The 20,510-nt window shown below is 66.0% G+C and carries 21 protein-coding genes; 17 read left to right on the top strand and 4 right to left on the bottom strand.

All coding sequences use genetic code 11. The annotated features are described in order from the left end of the window. Positions 1–57 precede the first annotated feature (57 nt). Positions 58–924, top strand: coding sequence for a ferritin-like domain-containing protein (locus VG320_RS15715; protein ID WP_327201010.1), 867 nt, complete (start codon positions 58–60; stop codon positions 922–924). Between the two features lie 150 nt (positions 925–1,074). Further along, positions 1,075–1,560, top strand: a complete 486-nt coding sequence (gene rfaE2 / locus VG320_RS15710; protein WP_327201009.1) for a D-glycero-beta-D-manno-heptose 1-phosphate adenylyltransferase — start codon at positions 1,075–1,077, stop codon at positions 1,558–1,560. Between the two features lie 40 nt (positions 1,561–1,600). Here the strand turns inward: rfaE2 and VG320_RS15705 are convergent, their stop codons facing one another. The 3 genes from VG320_RS15705 to VG320_RS15695 are packed head-to-tail and all read right to left on the bottom strand — an operon-like array spanning position 1,601 to position 3,658. After that, positions 1,601–1,840 (bottom strand): hypothetical protein, encoded by a 240-nt coding sequence (locus tag VG320_RS15705; protein WP_327201008.1) that lies wholly within the window; start codon positions 1,838–1,840, stop codon positions 1,601–1,603. 52 nt (positions 1,841–1,892) lie between these two features. After that, complete coding sequence (locus VG320_RS15700) at positions 1,893–2,735, bottom strand: type III pantothenate kinase (RefSeq protein ID WP_327201007.1); 843 nt, start codon at positions 2,733–2,735, stop codon at positions 1,893–1,895. Continuing rightward, positions 2,732–3,658 carry a biotin--[acetyl-CoA-carboxylase] ligase gene (locus VG320_RS15695; protein WP_327201006.1) on the bottom strand — a complete coding sequence of 309 codons (927 nt, stop codon included), beginning with the start codon at positions 3,656–3,658 and terminating at the stop codon, positions 2,732–2,734. Before VG320_RS15695 ends, VG320_RS15700 begins: the two co-directional genes overlap by 4 nt. 396 nt (positions 3,659–4,054) lie before the next feature. Here VG320_RS15695 and VG320_RS15690 point away from each other — a divergent pair, with 396 nt between their 5' ends. From VG320_RS15690 to VG320_RS15645, 10 genes are all read left to right on the top strand, one after another. Then, complete coding sequence (locus tag VG320_RS15690; protein WP_327201027.1) at positions 4,055–5,188, top strand: ABC transporter permease; 1,134 nt, start codon at positions 4,055–4,057, stop codon at positions 5,186–5,188. Continuing rightward, a complete protein-coding gene (locus VG320_RS15685) occupies positions 5,185–6,120 on the top strand; it encodes an ABC transporter ATP-binding protein (RefSeq protein ID WP_414696053.1) in 936 nt (311 codons plus the stop codon). Before VG320_RS15690 ends, VG320_RS15685 begins: the two co-directional genes overlap by 4 nt. Before the next feature lie 64 nt (positions 6,121–6,184). Next, positions 6,185–7,150 carry an MlaD family protein gene (locus VG320_RS15680; protein WP_327201004.1) on the top strand — a complete coding sequence of 322 codons (966 nt, stop codon included), beginning with the start codon at positions 6,185–6,187 and terminating at the stop codon, positions 7,148–7,150. Positions 7,151–7,189: 39 nt separating this feature from the next. Continuing rightward, complete coding sequence (locus VG320_RS15675; RefSeq protein ID WP_327201003.1) at positions 7,190–7,846, top strand: ABC-type transport auxiliary lipoprotein family protein; 657 nt, start codon at positions 7,190–7,192, stop codon at positions 7,844–7,846. A gap of 48 nt (positions 7,847–7,894) precedes the next feature. Further along, complete coding sequence (locus VG320_RS15670) at positions 7,895–9,121, top strand: VanZ family protein (protein ID WP_327201002.1); 1,227 nt, start codon at positions 7,895–7,897, stop codon at positions 9,119–9,121. Positions 9,122–9,276: 155 nt separating this feature from the next. Next, on the top strand, positions 9,277–9,612 hold the full coding sequence (locus tag VG320_RS15665) for a (2Fe-2S) ferredoxin domain-containing protein (RefSeq protein WP_327201001.1): 336 nt from the start codon (positions 9,277–9,279) through the stop codon (positions 9,610–9,612). Between the two features lie 43 nt (positions 9,613–9,655). Further along, positions 9,656–10,288 (top strand): alpha/beta hydrolase, encoded by a 633-nt coding sequence (locus tag VG320_RS15660; protein ID WP_327200999.1) that lies wholly within the window; start codon positions 9,656–9,658, stop codon positions 10,286–10,288. 347 nt (positions 10,289–10,635) lie between these two features. Continuing rightward, positions 10,636–11,838, top strand: coding sequence for a D-alanyl-D-alanine carboxypeptidase family protein (locus VG320_RS15655; protein ID WP_327200998.1), 1,203 nt, complete (start codon positions 10,636–10,638; stop codon positions 11,836–11,838). Positions 11,839–11,861: 23 nt separating this feature from the next. Beyond that, complete coding sequence (locus VG320_RS15650; protein ID WP_327200997.1) at positions 11,862–12,866, top strand: D-amino acid aminotransferase; 1,005 nt, start codon at positions 11,862–11,864, stop codon at positions 12,864–12,866. Next, positions 12,863–13,159 (top strand): DUF493 family protein, encoded by a 297-nt coding sequence (locus VG320_RS15645; RefSeq protein ID WP_327200996.1) that lies wholly within the window; start codon positions 12,863–12,865, stop codon positions 13,157–13,159. Before VG320_RS15650 ends, VG320_RS15645 begins: the two co-directional genes overlap by 4 nt. Before the next feature lie 68 nt (positions 13,160–13,227). Here the strand turns inward: VG320_RS15645 and VG320_RS15640 are convergent, their stop codons facing one another. Next, positions 13,228–14,205 (bottom strand): transcriptional regulator GcvA, encoded by a 978-nt coding sequence (locus VG320_RS15640; RefSeq protein WP_327200995.1) that lies wholly within the window; start codon positions 14,203–14,205, stop codon positions 13,228–13,230. Between the two features lie 99 nt (positions 14,206–14,304). On the opposite strand from VG320_RS15640, the gene VG320_RS15635 reads away from it, so the two are divergent. The 5 genes from VG320_RS15635 (at position 14,305) to VG320_RS15615 (ending at position 20,483) form a co-directional block, all read left to right on the top strand. Continuing rightward, positions 14,305–14,631 (top strand): DUF2917 domain-containing protein, encoded by a 327-nt coding sequence (locus VG320_RS15635; RefSeq protein ID WP_327200994.1) that lies wholly within the window; start codon positions 14,305–14,307, stop codon positions 14,629–14,631. Positions 14,632–14,753: 122 nt separating this feature from the next. Continuing rightward, complete coding sequence (gene lipB, locus VG320_RS15630) at positions 14,754–15,569, top strand: lipoyl(octanoyl) transferase LipB (RefSeq protein ID WP_327200993.1); 816 nt, start codon at positions 14,754–14,756, stop codon at positions 15,567–15,569. Positions 15,570–15,630: 61 nt separating this feature from the next. After that, entirely contained in the window at positions 15,631–16,635 is a 1,005-nt protein-coding gene (lipA, locus tag VG320_RS15625) for a lipoyl synthase (RefSeq protein WP_327200992.1), read from the top strand. A 363-nt stretch (positions 16,636–16,998) separates the two neighbouring features. Further along, on the top strand, positions 16,999–18,333 hold the full coding sequence (locus VG320_RS15620) for a dicarboxylate/amino acid:cation symporter (RefSeq protein WP_414696052.1): 1,335 nt from the start codon (positions 16,999–17,001) through the stop codon (positions 18,331–18,333). Between the two features lie 203 nt (positions 18,334–18,536). Beyond that, the gene (locus tag VG320_RS15615) at positions 18,537–20,483 is read left to right on the top strand and encodes a sensor histidine kinase (RefSeq protein WP_414696051.1); all 1,947 of its coding nucleotides are present in this window, start codon (positions 18,537–18,539) and stop codon (positions 20,481–20,483) included. Positions 20,484–20,510 lie beyond the last annotated feature (27 nt).

The following is a 20,510-nucleotide window of genomic DNA, read 5'->3' as shown; positions in this document are numbered from 1 at the left end:
ACACGCGCCGCGGGCAGCACGCTACGAAGTCGTCATGCGCAGAACAGGGGCGGGACTATGAACACGATGCTTTATCCGGAACTTTACAAATCGCTCGAATCGGTCCGTTGGGACATGGAGAAGGACATTCCCTGGGACAAGTTCGACGGCTCGCTCCTGACCGACGAGCAGGCCGCGACCATCAAGATGAACGCGATCACGGAATGGTCGGCGCTGCCGGCCACGGAAATGTTCCTGCGCGACAACCATCATGACAGCGACTTTTCCGCCTTCATGAGCGTCTGGTTCTTCGAAGAACAGAAGCACTCGCTCGTGCTGATGGAATACCTGCGCCGCTTCAAGCCGGAAATGGTGCCGACCGAAGAAGAACTGCACGCCGTGCGCTTCACGTTCGACCCGGCGCCGCCGCTCGAAACGCTGATGCTGCACTTCTGCGGCGAGATCCGCCTGAACCACTGGTATCGCCGCGCCGCCGAATGGCACACGGAACCGGTCATCAAGGCCATCTACGAAACCATTTCGCGCGACGAAGCCCGTCACGGCGGCGCTTATCTGCGCTACATGAAGAAGGCGCTCAACAACGCCGGCGACGTCGCACGCGCCGCATTCGCGAAGATCGGTGTCCTGATGGCTTCGGCGCGCCGCACCGAAAAGCCGCTGCACCCGACCAACCTGCACGTGAACCAGTCGCTGTTCCCGCGCGACACCATCCAGTCGCGCCTGCCGGATCCGGAATGGCTCGAACGCTGGCTCGACGAGCAGATCCGTTTCGACGACGGCTGGGAGAAGAAGGTGGTCGAGCGTATCCTGCACAACCTGTCGATCCTGTTCGAGCGCACCTTCAGCACCGCGCAGGAACTGAACCGCTACCGCAAGGAAGTGGTGCTGCGCCTGCAGGCCGAACAGGGCGTGCAGCCGGCCTGATCATCGGCCTGAGTGCCGACATGATCGCCAGGCGCGCCCACCGCGGCGCGCGGCAGAACACCCAACGAAGCACACCGTAAAACGGCCCGGCACGCGCAAGCGCCCGGGCCGTTTTGCTAATCCGATTCACACCTATTCGAGTCTCATCCGATGCCCGCCTCCTTCGAACGCAAGATCACGACCCGTGAATCGCTCGCGCAACTGCGCGCCTCGCTGCCCGGTCCGGTGGTGTTCACCAACGGCGTCTTCGACATCCTGCATCGCGGCCACGTCACGTACCTTGCCGATGCCAAGGCGCTGGGCGCCACGCTTGTTGTCGGCGTGAACAGCGACGCTTCGGTAAAGATGCTCGGCAAGGGCGACGATCGTCCCATCAACAACGAAAACGACCGCATGGCGCTGCTGGCCGCACTGGAAAGCGTGGACTGGGTGGTGCAGTTCACCGAGCGCACGCCGATCGAGCTGATCGAAGCCGTGCGTCCGGACATCCTCGTGAAGGGCGGCGACTACGACATGGACGCGCTGCCCGAGTCGGCGCTGGTGCGTGGCTGGGGCGGACGGGCGCTTGCCATCGCGTTCGAGCATGACCGCTCTACCACCAAACTGCTGCAGAAGGTGCGCGCGCAACAGGAGTAACTGCGGGACTGATCGCGCGAGGTGGTTTGATCGTTGACGCTTACTGCGTCAGCGTCGTCGACTGGATGGCCGGGTCCGCGACCGGGCCGCCCACGATGGGCACGTCCACCGATTCGGACGGCTTGATGGCCCGCACGATCAGGCCGTCCGGATGGATCTGCCGGCCCAGTTGTTTGTGATCGAGCGTGCCCGATGCGGGCAGCGGCCCGAACAGTCCGCGAATCGCCCCGAGGGCGAACAGATTGGCAAGAACAAGAATGGCGATCAGGCCGCGCAGCATCGTATGAAGCTCCGTCGATATCGTTATTGAGAGCGAGCGTGTCCAGCTACGCTCAGGATTGCATCGCGATCAGCGCAAGGCCCGCCAGGACCAGCGCATCGTGGCGAGTATGCGGCACCTTCAGTGCCGCTGTCGCTTCAGTGGCGGCTCCGCCGCTCACCACCAGCCGCACCGGCATTTTCCACGCATCTTGCAAATCGGCCCAGGCGCGCTCGACGAGGCCCGCCTGCGCGAGCGCGCAGCCTGCCGCAATCGAGCGCTTCGTGTCGGTCGCGAAAAGCGGCGCGCGCCCGCTTTCTGGCGAATCTTGCTGACCGTGCGCGGTTTCGCCAAGGCCCGGCGCGTTATGCGCATCGAGTACGGGCAACTGTGCGGTGTGTTCGCCGAGCGAGCGCATCATCAGCGTCCAGCCCGGCGCGATCAGGCCGCCGACGAAAGTGCCGTCGGCGCGCAGCGCTTCGAGCGTGGTCGCCGTGCCGAAGGTCGCGATCAGCAGGGGTTCGCCAGGAAACGCCGCGCGTGCGCCGATCATGCCGGCCCAGCGGTCGCTGCCCAGCGCATCGGGCGTCGTGTAGCCGTTGGTGACGCCACATTGCTGTTGCGCCGAGCGGATCACCGTGCGTGCAAGACCAGGCCAGTGCGTGTCGAGCGCGGCGTCGATGCGCTGCGCGACGGTTGCGCCCGCCACGTTCGAAATCCACGCCCCGCCAGGCGTTGGCAGTGCTGACCAGGCGGCGAAATCGGGCGTTCCCGTTGCTGGCGGCGCATCGTCATGACTTGCCGCGCCCGCAAACAGCCGCGCGCCGTCGGCGGCGACGAGCGCCCACTTGATCCGGCTATTGCCGGCGTCGATCAGGAGAAACGGAAGCGGCCCGGAGTGTTGCGCGCCGCTCATGCGCCGCCGCCCGCGAGCCTCAGCGAGACGTCGCCGGTCGTGACGGCTTCGCGGCCATGCGGGGTTTCGACGAGCAACTGGCCGCGCTCGTCCACGCCCACGGCCACGCCACGCATCAGTTCGGCGCCCTGTTCGTAGAGCGCGATTTCGCGGCCAGCGTAGGCGTGGCACGCGTTCCAGCGCGCCTGGAACGGCGCGAAGCCGTTGGCGCCGAAGCGCTCAAGCGCGCCTTCGAGTGCGTTGAGTTCGGCGGCCAGTACGTCGGTGAGATTGGCGCCGGGCCAGGCGCGCGAGAGCGCGGTGGGCGTCGTGCCAGGCACCGGCGCGGCCTGCTGCGCGGCGGCGTCGGCGTTGAGCGCCTCCACTTTCTTCGCGAGGGCGTCCGCGCCGCGCACATTCGTGCCGATGCCGATCACCACCGCTGAAGCGTCCGGCGTGCTCCACGCGCTTTCCACCAGAATCCCCACCAGTTTGTCGCCTTCGAGCAGCACGTCGTTCGGCCACTTCAGCGCGATCTGGCCGGGCGCGGCCACGGGCAGCGTGCGCAGGCCGTCCACCAGCGCCGAACCGATCGCGAGGCTCAAACCCGCAAGCCCTTCGAGCGGGCGCGGCAGCACGCAGGCGAGCGAGAACAGCAGCGCGTCGCCGGGCTGCGCGACCCAGCTGCGGCCGCGTCGTCCACGGCCAGCCGTTTGCAGGTAGGCGACCCGCACGATCGGCCGCGCGAGCGCGTTGGCGCGATGCGGCAGCGCCTTGAGGCGCGCCATCAGGTCGGCGTTGGTCGAGCCGGTTTCCTCGACGATTTCGATGGGCCAGTCGTTGGCCGCCGGGCCGAACAGTGTCACCGCGCGGTCGCGGTCGATACGCCAGTCGTCGGGGCGCGGAGTCTCGGGGTTGGCGGGGGAGGTGGGGGTAGCGTTCATGGTGCGTATTGTAGTGGCTCGCTGGCGCTCTGACGGATGCAGCCGGCACCCAGTCGGCAACCCAGTCGACGTGATCGAGGCAGGCCGCGAGGCGACCTGTCGGGCGGGCGAAATCTGCTTATTTTTTATGCAATTCACAGCCGATCCACAAGCCGCCAACAGGAAATCCACAGAATCATCCACAGGCGGCGATCGGGGTACGGCGCAGAATCCCACTTGCTTGCTGGATAATCGATCCACATCCAACCCACAGCCTGCCAACAGCTTATCCACATAATTGCCCACAGGCCTGGGTGGACAAAAGCATGCATGCGACCCGGGTGCGCTTCTGTACCGACGAAACAGGGCGCGTTCGCTACAATGACTGATCATCCCTCCCCGCCCGAGCGCCCCGCCTTGACTCATGAAACGCCGCCCGGCCTCGACATCGCGGCCGGCAACCAGGGAAAAATCGTGCGCCTGTCCGGCCAGTGGACCGCGCTTGCACTCGCGCGCGACCGCGATCAGGGCGGCGCGGTGCGGCGGCTTCGCGCGCTCGCCGGCGAGCGCATCGGCCAGTGGGATCTGTCGAAGGTCGAGCGCATGGACCACGTGGGCGGTCAGGCGCTGTGGCGCTTCTGGGGCCACAAGCTGCCCGCCGATCTGGTCGCGCTTTCGGACACCCAGCGCGATATCTTCGAGCGCATCGCCTTGCTCGACTCGGTGCGCGAGCCGGTCGAGCGCGTCGTGCGCGTCGACCCCGTCACGCAGCTGGGTCTGGGCCTTTTCGCGTTCTGGGACCACCTGTACGGCGGCCTGTCGATGCTCGGGCGCGTGGTGCTCGATCTGCTCTTCATCTTGCGCAAGCCCAGGGCGACGCCGTGGGTGGAAATATCGGCGAACGTCTATAACGCAGGGGCGCGTGCCTTGCCGATCACGGCGATGGTGGCGTTCCTGATCGGCATCGTGCTGTCGTATCTCTCGGCGCAACAATTGCGCCTTTTTGGCGCGAACCAGTTCATCGTCAATATCCTGGGCCTTGCGGTGATCCGCGAACTCGGCCCGGTGCTGGCGGCGATCCTCGTGGCCGGTCGCTCGGGATCGGCGATCACGGCGCAGATTGGCGTGATGCGCGTGACCGAAGAACTCGACGCCATGCGCGTGATGGGCATTTCGCACGGGCTGCGGCTGATCCTGCCGCGCGTGATCGCGCTTGGCGTGGCGATGCCGCTCCTCGTGATCTGGACCGACATCATTGCGTTGCTGGGCGGGGCGCTCGCGGCCAAGGCCGTGCTTGGGATTGATATGTCGTGGTTCATCCGCTCGCTGCCGAGCGTGGTGCCGATCGCGAATCTCTGGATCGGTCTTGGCAAGGGTGTGGCGTTCGGCATGCTGGTGGGCATCGTCGGCTGTCACTTCGGCTTTCGGATCAAGGCGAATTCGCAGAGTCTCGGCGAAGGCACGACCACTTCGGTCGTGACCTCGATCACCATCGTGATCCTCGCCGACGCCGTGTTCGCGATCCTGTTCCAGAACGTGGGGCTGTCATGAGTACCTTGGGCACCGCAGGCGCGATAAGCACGATCAACACGACCGGCGCCATGAGCACGCCGCTGAAGGAAGCCGTCGAAGACCTGCCGCTGCCGGCCATCGGCGAGCCGATCATCGAGGTGCGCAATCTCACCAAACGCTATGGCCGCAACATCGTCCATCAGCATCTGAATCTGGACATCCGGCGCGGCGAAATCGTCACCATCGTCGGGGGATCGGGCTCGGGCAAGACCACCTTGATACGCCAGATCCTCGGCCTGGAGCGGCCCACCTCCGGCACCATCAAGATGTTCGGCGAGGACATCGCCACGATCGAGCCGGAGCGCGCGCGCCTCATGCGCACGCGCACCGGCATGCTGTTCCAGCATGGCGCGCTGTTCTCGTCGCTGTCGGTGTTCGACAACATCGCGCAGCCGGTGCGGGAGCTGGGCAAGGTGCCTGGCGACCTGCTGCGCGAGATCGTCATGCTCAAGCTGGAAATGGTGGGCCTGCCGTGCAAGCACGCCTCGAAGATGCCGGCGGCGCTCTCGGGCGGCATGGTCAAGCGCGTGGGTCTCGCGCGCGCGATCGTGCTGGAGCCGGAACTGCTGTTTCTCGACGAACCGACCGCCGGGCTCGATCCGCGCTCGTCGGACGAAGTGGTGGAACTGATCAGCACGCTGCACCGGGCGCTTGGCCTGACCGTCGTGTTGGTCACGCACGATCTGGACGCGATGGTCGCGCTGTCCACGCGCGTGGCCGTGCTGGCCGAGCGCAAGGTGCTGGTGGCCGCGCCCGTGGAGGAGGCGGCCGGCGTGGACGATCCGTTTATCCGCGAATACTTTCTGGGCATGCGCGGACGGCGCGCCCTGCAGGCGCTGCCGCCCGAGCGCCGCGCGAAGCTGCCGCCCGCGGCACTCGCGCCGGCGTCGGTGGGCGTGAAGCCATGTTGAACATGATGGGAACGATAAAGCGGGCCGCGGCCATCGAAATAGCCGTCAACGAGGAAATCTGACGATGGAAAACAAACCGCATGCGTTCTGGGCCGGTCTTTTCACGATCGGCCTGCTGGCTGCGATCGCGCTGGCGGTCTTCTTCTTTAGCGCCGATCATCGGGTGCGCGTGCCTTACGACCTGATCTCGCACAGCAGCGTGACCGGGCTGTATCCGGATGCGGCCGTGCGCTATCGCGGCATCGACGTGGGCAAGGTGCAGTCGATCCAGTTCGACGCGAATCATCCGGGGCAGATCCGCATTCGCGTACTGATCGACCAGAAAGCGCCGATGACGCGCTCGACTTTCGGCACGCTGGCGCTGCAGGGCGTGACGGGCATCGCCTTCGTGCAGCTCGACGACAACAATCTCGATCTGTCGCCGCTGCCGTCGTCGGAGAAGAGCGTCGCCGAGATCCCGCTGCGCCCCGGTCTGCTCGACCAGCTCCAGCGGCGCGGCGACGCGCTGCTGCGCAAGCTCGACAACATCGCCAGCGACGTGGACGCGATGCTCAGCGAGGACAACCGCAAGCAGGTGATGGCGACCGTCGCGACCTTGCAGCAGGCCGCGAGCAGCGTGAATGTGCTCGCGCAGCAACTGCAGCCGACCACCCAGCGTCTGCCAGGCGCAGTCGCCGATCTGCAGAAGACGCTGCAATCGACCAACCAGCTCGTCACGATGGTGAACAAGCCTGACGGCCCGTTCCAGGTGAATCTGAACAAGGCCGGCACGGCGGCTCAGCAGGCCGGGCAGGCGCTCGCGTCGATGAACGAGTCGATCGCGCAGCTTTCCGCGCGGGTGGGCTACGACACGCTGCCGCGCGTCGATTCGCTGACCGACGACGTGCGCTCTGCAATGCGTTCGGTGGACCGCGCGGCGGGCACCTTCACGACCAGCCCGCGTAGCCTGCTGTTCGGCGGCGCGCCGCTGCCCGCGCCGGGGCCCGGCGAGCCGGGCTTCTCGTGGCCCGCAGGCGCGGCTGGAAAATAGCCAATCCGCAGCAATCGCAGCACACAGAAGGAATCTGTCATGTCACGCCAAGCCACTTCGTCACGTCCGCTTTTGAGCCTTGGCCGCGCCTTGCTGGCCGCGCTCGTTGCCAGCACGCTCGGCACGCTGGTCGCGGGGTGCGCGGGCAACCAGGCCGCGTTCACGGATGTCCGCTACGACTTGGGGCCGCTCGAAGCGCAGGCCGCGCCTGCTGCATCTGCCTCGCCTGCGTTACCGCCGCTCAAGGTCCTCGAGGTGAGCGCGCCGCCGCCGCTCGATAACGACGGCATCCTCTACCGCATCAGCGGCGACGCCCAGCGCGAAAGCCGCTACGCCAACAGCCGCTGGGCCATGTCGCCCGCGCGCCTGCTCACGCAGCGTCTGCGCTCCTCGCTGGCTTCGCGTGCGACGGTGCTCTCCGGCGCCGACGCCGTGCCCGCACCCATGCTCAAAGTCGAGTTGAATGAGTTCGAACAGGTGTTCGACAGCGCGACGTCCAGTTCCGGCGTGCTGGCCGCGCGCGCCACGCTGATGCAGGGCGGCAAGGTCATTGCGCAGCGCTCGTTCATCGCACGCGCCCCGGCCAGCTCGCCCGACGCGGCGGGCGGTGCTGCTGCGCTGCGCGCGGCGAGCGACGATTTCGCGGGCCAGATCGGCACGTGGTTAAGCGGGCAGGCGCTGGCCGGCACGCCTTGAGGTGCGCCGCACTCGCCGCACGTGGCGGGTGGCGGCAAGAGTAGTGAAATGAGCGGCGACAGCACGTCCAATCCCTCCCCCGATGTTTCCCCCAGCGGCGAGCGCGAAGCCCGCGCGCCCGAGGCGCTGCCGCGCCACGGCTCCACGCTCTCGCGCCAGTCCTTCGCGCTGTACGCGGCGCTGATCGTCTACGGCTCCTGGTATCCGTTTTCGGGCTGGCGCTCGCTTGGCTTGAGTCCCTTTGCGTATCTCGGCGATCCGTTTCCGCGCTACTGGACCGTTTTCGACGTCGTCACCAACGTGCTCGGCTATATGCCGTTCGGTGCGCTGGCGGTGCTCGCCGTGTGGCCGCGCTGCCGCGGGCTGCTGGCGGTGGCGCTGGCGACGCTCGGCGGTACGCTGCTCTCCAGCGTCATGGAGGCGGTGCAGACGTATCTGCCCACGCGCGTGGCGTCCAATCTCGATCTCGCCACCAATGCGCTCGGGGCGCTGCTGGGCGCGGCGCTCGCGGCGCCGTTCACCGGCGCGCTGCTGGAGCGCGGCTTCCTGCGGCGGCTGCGCTTTCGCTGGTTCGAGCGCGACGCCGGGGCGCTGATGGTACTGGCCGCGCTCTGGCCGTTCGCGACCATGTTTCCCGCGCCGCGCCTCTTCGGCATGGGCGACTGGCCGCGCGCGCTCTGGCAGCGCTTCGACGCGTCGATGCAGGACGCCGTGCTTGCGTGGACGCCCGCCGCCTGGCATCTGCGCACCTTGCCCGATGCGCTGGTCGCGCGCCTGCCCGAGAGCGACTGGGAAGCGCTCGTGACGACGCTGAACCTGTTCGGCGCGGCGGCCTTCGCCTCGCTGCCGATGCGCGAGCGCGCGCCGCGTGCGCGGCTCATCGTGCTGCTGCTCGCAATCACGGTGGTGGTGAAGGCGGGCGCGACCTTCCTGCAATCGCAAAGCGGCCTGCTGTTCGACTGGGCGACGCCGGGCGCGCTCGCGGGCCTCGTGTGGGGCACGCTAGCCGCGTTTCTGGCGCTGCGTCTGCCGCGCACGGCGCGTGCGGCGGCGGCCACCGCGGCGCTGGCGGTCGCGCTCGTGCTGGTGAACCTGTTGCCCGTGAATCCGTATTTCGATGTCGTGCTGGCTGACTGGCGCCAGGGCCGCTATCTGCATTTCAATGGTCTCGCGCGCTGGCTCGCCTGGACCTGGCCGTGGGCCGCGCTCGGCTGGACGGCGTTTTCGCTGGAGCGCGCCTGGCTCGCCCGGCGCGCGCGGGCGCGGCAACCATGACGTCAACGCGCTGAGCGGCAACGCCTACGCCAGGCCGGGAACGATCGCGCTGCGCTCGCTATAATCGACCGCATCCCCCATACACGGCAGGCAGCCGCCGTATCGCGCAGGCCGCGCCGCTTCGGCTTCCCCCGTCCCCACCGGTACCCCACGCCATGACCGATTCCTTCTACAAGCACCACGTTTTCTTCTGCCTGAACCAGCGCGATCCCGGCGCCGAGCGTCCGAGCTGCGCGAGCTGCAACGCCCAGGCGATGCAGGAGTACGCGAAAAAGCGCGTCAAGCAACTGGGCCTCGCGGGCCCGGGCCAGGTGCGCATCAACAAGGCGGGCTGCCTCGACCGCTGCGAGGAAGGCCCCGTCATGGTGGTCTATCCCGAAGGCACCTGGTACACCTACATCGACGAAAGCGACATCGACGAAATCGTCGTTTCGCATCTGCAGAACGGCCAGGTGGTCGAGCGTTTGATGATCGATCGCCAGGAAGTCTGATTTCAGTCCGGGTGCCCGTACAACGTAAAAAAACCGCAGAACGATGAACGCACAAACCGAGAAGTTTCATATCGACGGCCCGGTCGGCAAGATCGAATGCGCGCTCGACCGGCCGGACGCGGGCACGCCCGTGCGCGGCATCGCGCTGGTCGCACATCCGCATCCGCTCTTTGGCGGCACGATGGACAACAAGGTCGCGCAGACGCTCGCGCGCACGCTTGTGCAACTGGGCTACGTGGTCTATCGCTCGAATTTTCGCGGCGTGGGTACGACGGACGGCACGCACGACAACGGCATCGGCGAGCAGGACGATCTGCTCGAACTGCTCAAGCACATGCGCGCGCAGCCAGGTCAGGGCGATGTGCCGCTGGTGCTCGCGGGCTTTTCGTTCGGCACCTTCGTGCTCTCGCACGTCGCGAAGCGCTATCAGGAAGCGGGCGGCGCAATCGAGCGCATGGTGTTCGTCGGCACGGCGACGAGCCGCTGGGAAGTCGCGCCCGTGCGCGAGGACACGCTCGTGATTCACGGCGAACTCGACGACACCGTGCCGATTCTCTCGGTGTACGAATGGGCGCGCGAGCAGGAATTGCCGATCGTCGTAATTCCGGGGGCAGAACACTTCCTGCATCGCAAGCTGCACGTTCTCAAACGCATCATCGTCGACGCCTGGCGCTGAGTCTTAAGCGAGCGTCATTGCCGCCGCGCGCGCCTGCTGCAAGGCGCGCGTTTGCTGCGCGAACGCGATCGTCAGCCATTCTTGAGAAAACTTGAGAAGCACACCGAAAAACACGAGCGCACAATTCGCGACGCGTGAAAAATGCACGACAGGTACGCTTAAACGAGTGGCTTCAACAAAAATCGCCTCTACGTGGCGCGTATAATGAGCGCTCTTTTTGCGGCAGCCGCGCCCGTCTGGACTTGAGTCCTGGCGCGTGAGCGAGGCGCCGCAATCCGGCTCACCCGACTGTGCGCCGCATGGCGCGCACCGTTCGTCCTGACCCCAATCCCGTCCGACCTGAACCTATGCGTTTTCTCTCCAACGGCCAGCAGTCCTCCTTCGTTTCTCCCTCCATCGTTCGTACCCTCACGCTCGGCGCTACGCTGCTCGCGAGCGCATCGGCCTTCGCGCAGGTGCCCCCGCCCGCAGTGAATGCCCGCTCGTGGGTGCTGGTCGATGCGACCGCCAATCAGGTGCTTGCTTCGGGCAACGCCGACGAACGCGTCGAACCGGCATCGCTCACCAAGCTGATGACCGCGTACCTCACGTTCGAGGCGCTGCAGACCAAGAAGATTTCGATGGAGCAGATCGTCACGCCGAGCGAAGCTGTGCGCCGCGTGAAGACCGACGAATCGCGCATGTTCATCGAGGCGAACAAGCCGGTGTCCGTGCACGATCTGGTCTACGGCATGATCATCCAGTCGGGCAACGACGCGGCCATCGCGCTGGCCGAACTGGTCGGCGGCAGCGAGTCGAACTTCGTCAACATGATGAACGCCGAAGCGCAGAAGCTCGGCATGTCGCACACGCACTTCGCCGACGTGAACGGGATGCCCGACCCGAATCACTACACCACGGCCGGCGACCTCGCCACGCTCTCCGCGCGCCTGATCCGCGACTATCCCGAGTACTACAGCATCTTCTCGGTGAAGGAGTTCAAGTACAACAACATCAAGCAGCCGAACCGCAACCGCCTGCTGTGGATCGACCCGACGGTCGACGGTCTGAAGACCGGCCACACGCAAGCTGCGGGCTACTGCCTGATCGCATCGGCCAAGCGTCCGATGGCGGGCGGCGGCGATCGCCGTCTGGTCTCGGTGATGATGGGCGAGCAGAAAGAGCACGACCGGGTGCAGGACAGCCTGAAGATGCTCAACTACGGCTATAGCGCCTACGACACCACGCGCATCTACGGCGCGAACCAGGCCGTCGCCACGCCGCGCGTCTACAAGGGTGCGGCGGACAGCGTGAAGGTCGGCGTCAAGAAGGATCAGTTCGTGACGCTGCCCAAGGGCGCGGCCGACAAGGCCAAGCCGCAGATCGAGATCACCAGCCCGCTGATCGCGCCGCTCGCGAACGGCCAGCAGGTCGGCACGGCGAAGTTCGTCGGCGCGGACGGCAAGGTGCTCGCGCAATTCCCGCTGGTCGCCCTCGACGCGGTGCCGCAGGCCGGCATCGTGGGCCGCGTGTGGGATTCGCTGATGCTCATGTTCAACAAGAAGAAGTAACTCGCGCGAGCTAGCCCACGCCCATGTCCCCGACTTCGACGACGAACGAAGCCGCCGAGCCCATCGTCTGGCTCAACGGCGAACTCACGCCGCTTTCCGAAGCGCGCGTGCCGGTGCTCGACCGCGGTTTTATCTTCGGCGACGGCATCTATGAAGTGGTGCCCGTCTATGTGCTCGAAGCGGGGGATGAGGGCGATGAGTGCGACGCGCGGGAGCCGGTGCGCGTGCCGTTTCGCATCGCCCAGCATCTGGCGCGGCTGGCGCGCTCGCTCGACAAGGTTGGCATTGCCAACCCGTTCGACGAGGCGGGCTGGCGCGCGCTGATCGCGCGGGTGATCGAGGCGAACGAAGCGGCGGGCGTGCTCACGCGCGACGCGCATGCGAACGTCTACGTGCAGGTGACGCGTGGCGTCGCGAAGCGCGGCCACGCGTTTCCGGCCGGCATCACGCCGACGGTGTTCGTGATGGTCAATCCGCTTGTGATGCCCGGCGACGCGCAGCGCGCGGCGGGCGTGGCCTGCGTGACGGCCGAAGACCGCCGCTGGCTCAATTGCGACATCAAGGCGACTTCGCTGCTCGGCAATGTGTTGATGGCGCAGAACGCCGTCGAACACGGCGTGTTCGAGACGATCCAGTTGCGTGACGGCTGGCTGACCGAGGCGTCGTCGTCGAACGTGTGGATCGTGAAGGACGGCGCGCTCTACGCGCCGCCACGCAGCAACAAGATCCTCGAAGGCATCCGTTACGGGTTGATCGAGGAGCTGGCGCTGGATTGCGGCCTGCGCTTCGAGGCGCGCGAGATCGACGAAGCGACGCTGCGCAGCGCCGACGAACTGCTGGTATCCTCGGCGACCAAGGAAATTTTGCCCGTGGTCGCGCTCGACGGCGCGGCGGTGGGCAATGGCAAACCGGGGCCGGTTTATGCCGCGCTCTACGAGGCTTATCAGCGTGCGAAAGCGCGTGAGGCGCGCGCGGTGCGTGAGACCCGGCGAGCCACGCGAAACACGCTACAGGAAGTGGAAAAATGACTGCAACACAAGTGATCGGCGCAAACGCCGAAGCCAAAGAATCGCTGATCGAATTCCCCTGCGATTTCCCTATCAAGGTGATGGGCAAGACGCATCCGGAATTCGAATCGACCATGATCGCGGTGCTGCGCGAATTCGACGGCAATTTCGACGAAAAGACCATCGAAAAGCGCCCGTCGAGCGGTGGCAACTACACCGGCCTCACGGTGACGGTGCGCACGACGAGCCAGGCGCATCTGGACGATATCTACCGCGCGCTTACCGGTCACCCGATGGTGAAGATCGTGCTGTAAAGACTGACGCGAGCCGTCGAGTCGTGTGAAGAGGGCTGCTTTCGGGCGGCCCTTTTTCATTGGCGATTTTAGACCGTATCGCCTTCGCTGGCGCGCAAGGCGGCTGCCGCGGCTGTCATCAGCGGTCCGGCTTCGCAGGCGTCCTCGTAAAGGCGGCGGAAACGCGCGACTTCGTCGAATACCCACGCGCGAAACGCCTGCACGCGTTCGGTCTGCAAACGCTGCGGCGTGCTGATGAGGTAGTAGCGCCACGGGCTGGGCCCGTCGATGTCCTTGAAGAGGCGCACCAGGCGCCCGCGCGTGATCTCGTGCATCGCCAGCGAGCGGCGCACCAGCGCGATGCCCTGGCCGTCCATCGCGGCCTGCAGCAGGTTCGACGAATCCTGATAGAGCACGCCGCGCTTGGGCTCGGGCATGTCCTGCATGCCGGCGGCGTCGAACCACGGGCGCCAGAGTTCGTCGTCGGAGCGCAAAAGCGGCAGCCTGGTCATTTCACGCGGGTCCGCCGGCAGCTTGCCGTCGCGGAAATCGGGCGAGCAGGCCGGGAAGAAGATTTCGTCGAGTAAAAGTTCGGCGTGCAGACCCGGATAGTGGCCGTAGCCAAAGCGGATCGCCACATCCACGTCGTCGCGCGCGAAATCGGTGAGCGAATTGGTGGATTGCAGCTCCACATCCCACTGCGGATGGGCCTCGATAAAGCGGCCGATGCGCGGCGTCACCCAGCGCGCCGCGAACGACGACAGCATCGACACGACCAGACGCCGGTCGCGGTCGCCCGCGCGGATTTCCTGGGTGGCGTGCGCAAGCTGGCCGAGCGCGTCGCGCACCTGGCCGGCGTAGCGGCGCCCCGTGTCGGTCAGACGCACGCGCTTGCCGTCGCGCGCGAACAGCGACACGCCCAGTTCCGCTTCGAGCGCGCGAATCTGGTGACTGACCGCGCCGTGGGTGACGAAGAGTTCGTCGGCGGCGCGCGAAAAACTTTCGTGGCGGGCGGCGGCTTCGAAGGCCTTGAGCGCGTTGAGCGCCGGTAGTGTGCGCAGGTCCATCGTACTTTTTCTCACATAGCCGTGAAAAATGATCGTTTTGCCCGATCCCTTGTGTTGTCTACGATTGTAGCCATCAGAGCAGGGCCTTCGGAGGCTGAAATGAGAGAAATTTCTTCAGATATCACGTTCGAAGTCGAGGCAAATCAAGTCGCATCGGTGCGCGTGTCGCGCAGCACGCGGCTGACGGTGCACTGCGGCGCGGTGTGGGTCACGCGCAGCGACGATACCGCCGACTACTGGCTGGAGCCGGGCCACACGCTGCGTTTGCGGCGCGGCGAGCGTCTGTGGATCGGCGCGGAAAAGGGTGCGGCGGCGTGGGTGGCGTTCGCCACGCCTTCGCGCATTGGCGAGCGCGCACTCGACTGGGCCGCACGGCAGGCGGCGCGCGTCGGGCTGCATGCGGGCGACGGCTGGCGCACTGTCTGAAATTGCATGGGGGCGGGCGCTCACCGGATGAGGCGCCCGTTCTGTTTTTCTCGATATGCGCAAGATACCGTTCGTCGCAGACCTCGGCGCGCTTGTCCCGTTTTCGGTAAACTCCGGAAATCATGTGCGCCACCCCGGTTTCATCCCCGTCCAATCACTCCGACCCCGTCATCGCGCCCGTTGTCATGCGCTGGCGCGGCACCGAGGCCTACCAGACCAGTTTCGACGCCATGCGCGAGTTCACCGCGCAACGCGACGAGCACACGCCCGACGAAATCTGGCTGGTCGAACACCCGCCCGTCTTTACGCTCGGCCAGGCCGGCAAGCCCGAACATCTGCTGATCGCCAATAGCGGCATTCCGCTCGTGCAGATCGACCGTGGCGGCCAGATCACGTATCACGGGCCGGGGCAGGTGGTGGCCTATCTGCTGCTCGATCTGCGCCGCCGGAAACTGATGGTGCGCGAGCTGGTCACGCTCATCGAGCAGGCCGTGATCGAAACACTGGCGGCGTATAATCTCGCCGGTGAGCGCAAGGACGGCGCGCCCGGCATTTACGTGCCAGATGACGCCCCGGGCGCAAGCGCGGCCCACCGTGGCGCCAAGGTCGCCGCGCTGGGCCTGAAGATCCGCAACGGCTGCAGCTACCACGGCGTGAGCCTGAATGTGTCGATGGATCTGAGCCCGTTCCTCGCGATCAATCCTTGTGGCTACGCGGGCCTTGAAACCGTCGATATGGCGACGCTCGGCGCGCGCGCGACGTGGCGCGAAGCGGCGCAGACGCTGGCGGCGCGGCTCGAAGCGAACCTGGCTGAACATGCCACCGCGCAGGCCGCCAGGCAGGCAGCGCAAGCAGAAACTCTTCCGGCAGCCGAAGCGGCTGTCGCAGACCCCGCGGCCGAAGCGGCCGCCGTGGACCCGGCCGCTCGCGCGGTCTGACGGCGGGCAACCGCCACAACCGCAGGCTGGCGTTCCCCGGCGGCCTGACTGGATCGAAAGCATGACTGACGTGATTGCCAACCCCGCAGTGAATCCCACGGCGAACTCCGGTGCCGACGCCGTTCCGTACGACGCCACCGCGAAGCAGAAAGCGCAGGCCAAGACCGCGCGCATTCCCATCAAGATCATTCCCATCGAGAAGCTCAAGAAGCCCGACTGGATCCGCGTGAAAGCGGCCACGGGCAACTCGCGCTTCTACGAAATCAAGAACATCCTGCGCGAGCACAACCTGCATACGGTGTGCGAGGAAGCGAGCTGCCCGAACATCGGCGAATGCTTCGGCAAGGGCACGGCCACGTTCATGATCATGGGCGACAAGTGCACGCGCCGCTGCCCGTTCTGCGACGTGGGCCATGGCCGTCCCGATCCGCTCGATCCGGAAGAACCGGGCAACCTCGCGCGCACCATCGGCGCGCTCAAGCTCAAGTACGTCGTGATCACGAGCGTCGACCGCGATGACCTGCGTGACGGCGGCGCCGGCCACTTCGTCGAATGTATCCGCCAGGTGCGCGAGCATTCGCCGGAAACCCGCATCGAAATCCTTACGCCCGACTTCCGTGGCCGTCTGGACCGTGCGCTCGGCATCCTGAACGCCGCGCCGCCCGACGTGATGAACCACAACCTCGAAACGGTGCCGCGCCTCTACAAGGAAGCGCGCCCGGGTTCGGACTACGCGCACTCGCTCAAGCTGCTTAAGGACTTCAAGGCGCTGCATCCCGAAGTCGCGACCAAGTCGGGCCTGATGGTGGGTCTGGGCGAAACCGAGGAAGAAATCCTCCAGGTGATGCGCGACCTGCGCGCGCACGACGTCGACATGCTCACGATCGGCCAGTATCTGCAGCCGTCGGAGCACCACCTGCCGGTGCGTTCGTACGTCCACCCGGACACCTTCAAGATGTACGAGGAAGAGGCGTACAAGATGGGCTTCACGCACGCCGCCGTTGGCGCGATGGTGCGTTCGAGCTATCACGCCGATCTGCAGGCGCACGGCGCGGGCGTGGTCTAAAGCCGCCGCGCAGGTTTCTGCCTGATCTGAAAAAGCCCGCCTTGCGCGGGCTTTTTTGCGTCTGCTTTGGCGTCTGCCGTTCCGGATTCCCGGACGCATTCATTCCGCATTTCTGGAAATCCAGATTGCGCGCTTTCCGCACTTCGGCAAAAGCCTTGTAAATCAAGGCTGGCGCGGCATTGCGCCGCTGGCATCAACCTTGCAAATAAGAGCGCGCGGCCAACCCCCGGCCGCGACATAAAAAAGCAGCGATGCATGGGACCAGAGTAAGCCGCTAAAGCGGCAACTCTGGTCGACAGGAGACAGCCGATGTCCGATTACCTCTGCCGGTTTCGCTGATTCCCCGTTTCGACCTGTCGCGGCATGGCGCTCGAAAAGCGCGGCCATCGGCTTAACTCATTGCAGGCACCCAAAGTGAAGAAACCTCTCCACAAAGTCCTCTACTTCCAGGTGATCGTGGCGATCGTCGTCGGCGTGGTTCTCGGCCATTACTGGCCGGCCATCGGCATCGACATGAAGCCGCTCGGCGACGCCTTCATCAAGCTCATCAAGATGGTGATCGGCCCGATCATCTTCTGTACCGTCGTGACCGGCATCGCCGGCATGGAGGACATGAAGAAGGTGGGCCGCGTGGGCGGCAAGGCGCTGCTCTACTTCGAGATCGTTTCGACCTTCGCGCTGGTGCTGGGCCTGATCGCCACGCACGTGCTCAAGCCGGGCGCGGGCTTTAACGTCGACGTGAGCACGCTCGACGCCAAGGCCGTGGCCAGCTACGCCGAAAAGGCGCATGGCCAGAGTTCGGTCGACTTCCTGATGCACATCATTCCGGACACGATCTTCTCGGCGTTCGCGCAGGGTGAGATCCTCCAGATCCTGCTGATCGCGATGCTGTTCGGCGCGGTGCTGGCGCAACTGGGTGAGCGCGGCCGCGTGGTGACCGATCTGATCGACGGTCTGTCGGGCGTGCTGTTCGGCGTGGTCAAGATCGTCACGAAGCTCGCGCCGATTGGCGCGTTCGGCGCGATGGCCTTCACCATCGGCAAGTACGGCGTGGGCTCGCTCCTGCCGATGCTCAAGCTGATCGGCACGTTCTATCTGACCTCGATTGTGTTCGTGCTGGTCGTGCTGGGCGCGATTGCGCGCTTCGTCGGCTTCTCGATCATCCGCTTTGTTTCCTATATCAAGGAAGAGCTGCTGATCGTGCTGGGCACGAGTTCGTCGGAATCGGCGCTGCCGCAACTGATGCAGAAGCTCGAACGCCTTGGCTGCTCGCGCTCGGTGGTGGGCCTCGTGGTGCCGACCGGTTATTCGTTCAACCTCGACGGCACCAACATCTACATGACGATGGCGGTGCTCTTCATCGCCCAGGCGACCAACACCGATCTCACGTGGACGCAGCAGCTCACGCTGCTCGCCGTGACGATGCTGACCTCGAAGGGCGCCAGCGGCGTGACCGGCGCGGGCTTCATCACGCTGGCGGCGACGCTGGCCGTGGTGCCGACCATTCCGCTCTCGGGCATGGTGCTGATTCTCGGCATCGACCGCTTCATGAGCGAGTGCCGCGCGCTGACCAACATCGTCGGCAACGGCGTGGCGACGGTGGTCGTTTCGGCATGGGAGAAGGAACTCGATCGCAACAAGCTGCGCGCCGTGCTGGCGGGCGAGTCTTCTGAAGTGAAGGAAAGCGCGGGCGTGTAAGTCTGCGTGGCCGGGCGGCGCGTTGTGTGCGCGCCGTCTGACGAATAGCTGTCGTACCGGTTGTACCTGCTGTACCCGTTGTACCGGCAGTAAGCGGCGCAAGCCGTTGGACGGTGCGTTGTTCCCCTGCGATGTGCCGCCCGCTAATTCCCTCCTGTTTTCCCGGCGCTCACCGCCCTCCACGATCGGCCGCCTCGCGCGGTATGCGTGTGCCACAATCCCACCCATCCCCGCTCGATCATCCGGAAGCTTCATCCGTGACGCGCCGTCTCCTGCTGCTTTTCGCGCTCGCCATCGGGCTCGCACTCGTGTGCGCGCTCGTGTGGACGCTCGCCTGGCAGACCGGCATCGACGCGCTGCGCCAGAACGCGGCGGTGCGCGGCGACCGCACCACCGCCGCGCTCAAGAGCACGCTGGAGCGCTACGAATCGCTGCCCTATCTGGTGGGCGCGCATCCGCTCGTGCAGGACGCGCTGGCCGATCCCAATCCCGCACGCGTGGCCGCCGCGAACCGCTATCTGGAAGACGTGAACCGCCACGCACGCGCGACGACCACCTACATCATCCGCGCCGACGGCATCTGCATCGCGGCCAGCAACTGGCGCGGCGCGGACAGCTTCGTGGGCGTCGAATACCGCTTCCGGCCGTATTTCATCGAAGCGGCGAAGGGCGACGTGGGTCGTTTTTTCGGCATCGGCACGATCTCGCGCGATCCGGGCTACTACATCTCGCAGCCGGTGCGGCGCAACGGCCAGATCGTCGGCGTGGCGGTGGTGAAGCTCAATCTCGAATGGTTTCCGGGCACCGACGCCTCCGAGCCGCTGCTCGTCACCGACGATCACGGCGTGATTTTTCTGTCGTCCGTGCCCGCCTGGAAGTACCGCACGGTGCGGCCGCTGCCGACCGACATCGTCGCCTCGATCGACCAGACGCGCCAGTACGCGCGCCAGGACATCGCGCCGCTGCCCGCAAGCGTCGAGCGCGTGCTGGAAGGCGACGCCGATATCGTGCGCATCGGCAGCGGCCTGCGCGCGCCGCGCTATCTGGAGACGCGCCGCTCGTTGGGCGAACCGGACTGGCATCTGGTGACGATGTCGCCGGTCGCGCCGGTGCTCGACGCCACCCGCAACGCCACCATCATGACGGGCTTCGGCTATGTGTCGCTGTGCCTGCTGGGCTTCTACTGGCGCATGCGTCGCGCGCGCGTGCGCGAAGTGGTGAAGAGCCGCGCAATGCTGCAAAAGGCCTACGCGATGCTCAACGACCGCGTGGCCGAGCGCACCGCCGATCTCTCCCAGGCCAACGAGCGCCTGCAACGCGAAGTCGCCGAGCGCACGCGCACCGAACAGGAATTGCGCGCGACCCAGGACGAGCTGATACAGGCGAGCAAGCTGGCCGCGCTCGGGCAAATGGCGGCGGGCATCACGCACGAACTGAATCAGCCGCTGGCCGCGCTGCGCAGCTTTTCGGACAACACGCGCGTGTTTCTGGAGCGCGGCCAGTACGACGCGGCGCACGAAAATCTGGAGGCGATCGGCTCGCTCACCGAGCGCATGGGCAAGATCGTCAATCAGCTCAAGCTGTTCGTCGGGCGCGCGAAACCGCGCGGGCAGCGCTCGCCGGTGGCGCGTGCGGTGCGCAATGCGCTGGCGCTGCTGGGCAAGCGGCTCGAAGGCGTGTGCGTCGAACTCACGCTCACCGATGGCGATGCCGCGAGCGTTGCACTCGATCCGCATGGTGAGTATCCCGAACTGATCGCGCAATGCGACGATCTGCGGCTCGAACAGGTGCTCATCAACCTGATCGGCAATGCGCTCGACGCGGTGGCGGGTTTGCCTGGGCCGCGCATCGTCATCGACGTGCGGGCGCTGCCGGCGACACTGGAAATCTCGGTGCGCGACAATGGGCCGGGGATTCCCGCCGATGTCATGCCGCGCCTCTTCGAGCCGTTTTTCACGACGAAGGAGATGGGGCAGGGGCTGGGGTTGGGCCTGGCGATTTCCTCGTCGATTGCGCGTGACTGCGGCGGTACGCTGGCTGCGCACAATGCCGGGGGCGACGCGTGCAACGGCGGTGCGGTGTTCGTGCTGACGTTGCGGCGCTCGCGCGTGAATGCGGCGGGCAGCGTGGTCGATGCGCCGCGCGCGTAGCATTGAAGCCGCGCAGCAAAGCCTTAT

The organism is Paraburkholderia sp. (assembly GCF_035948235.1).
GTDB lineage: Bacteria > Pseudomonadota > Gammaproteobacteria > Burkholderiales > Burkholderiaceae > Paraburkholderia.
This window is presented reverse-complemented; position numbering and strand designations above follow the sequence as displayed.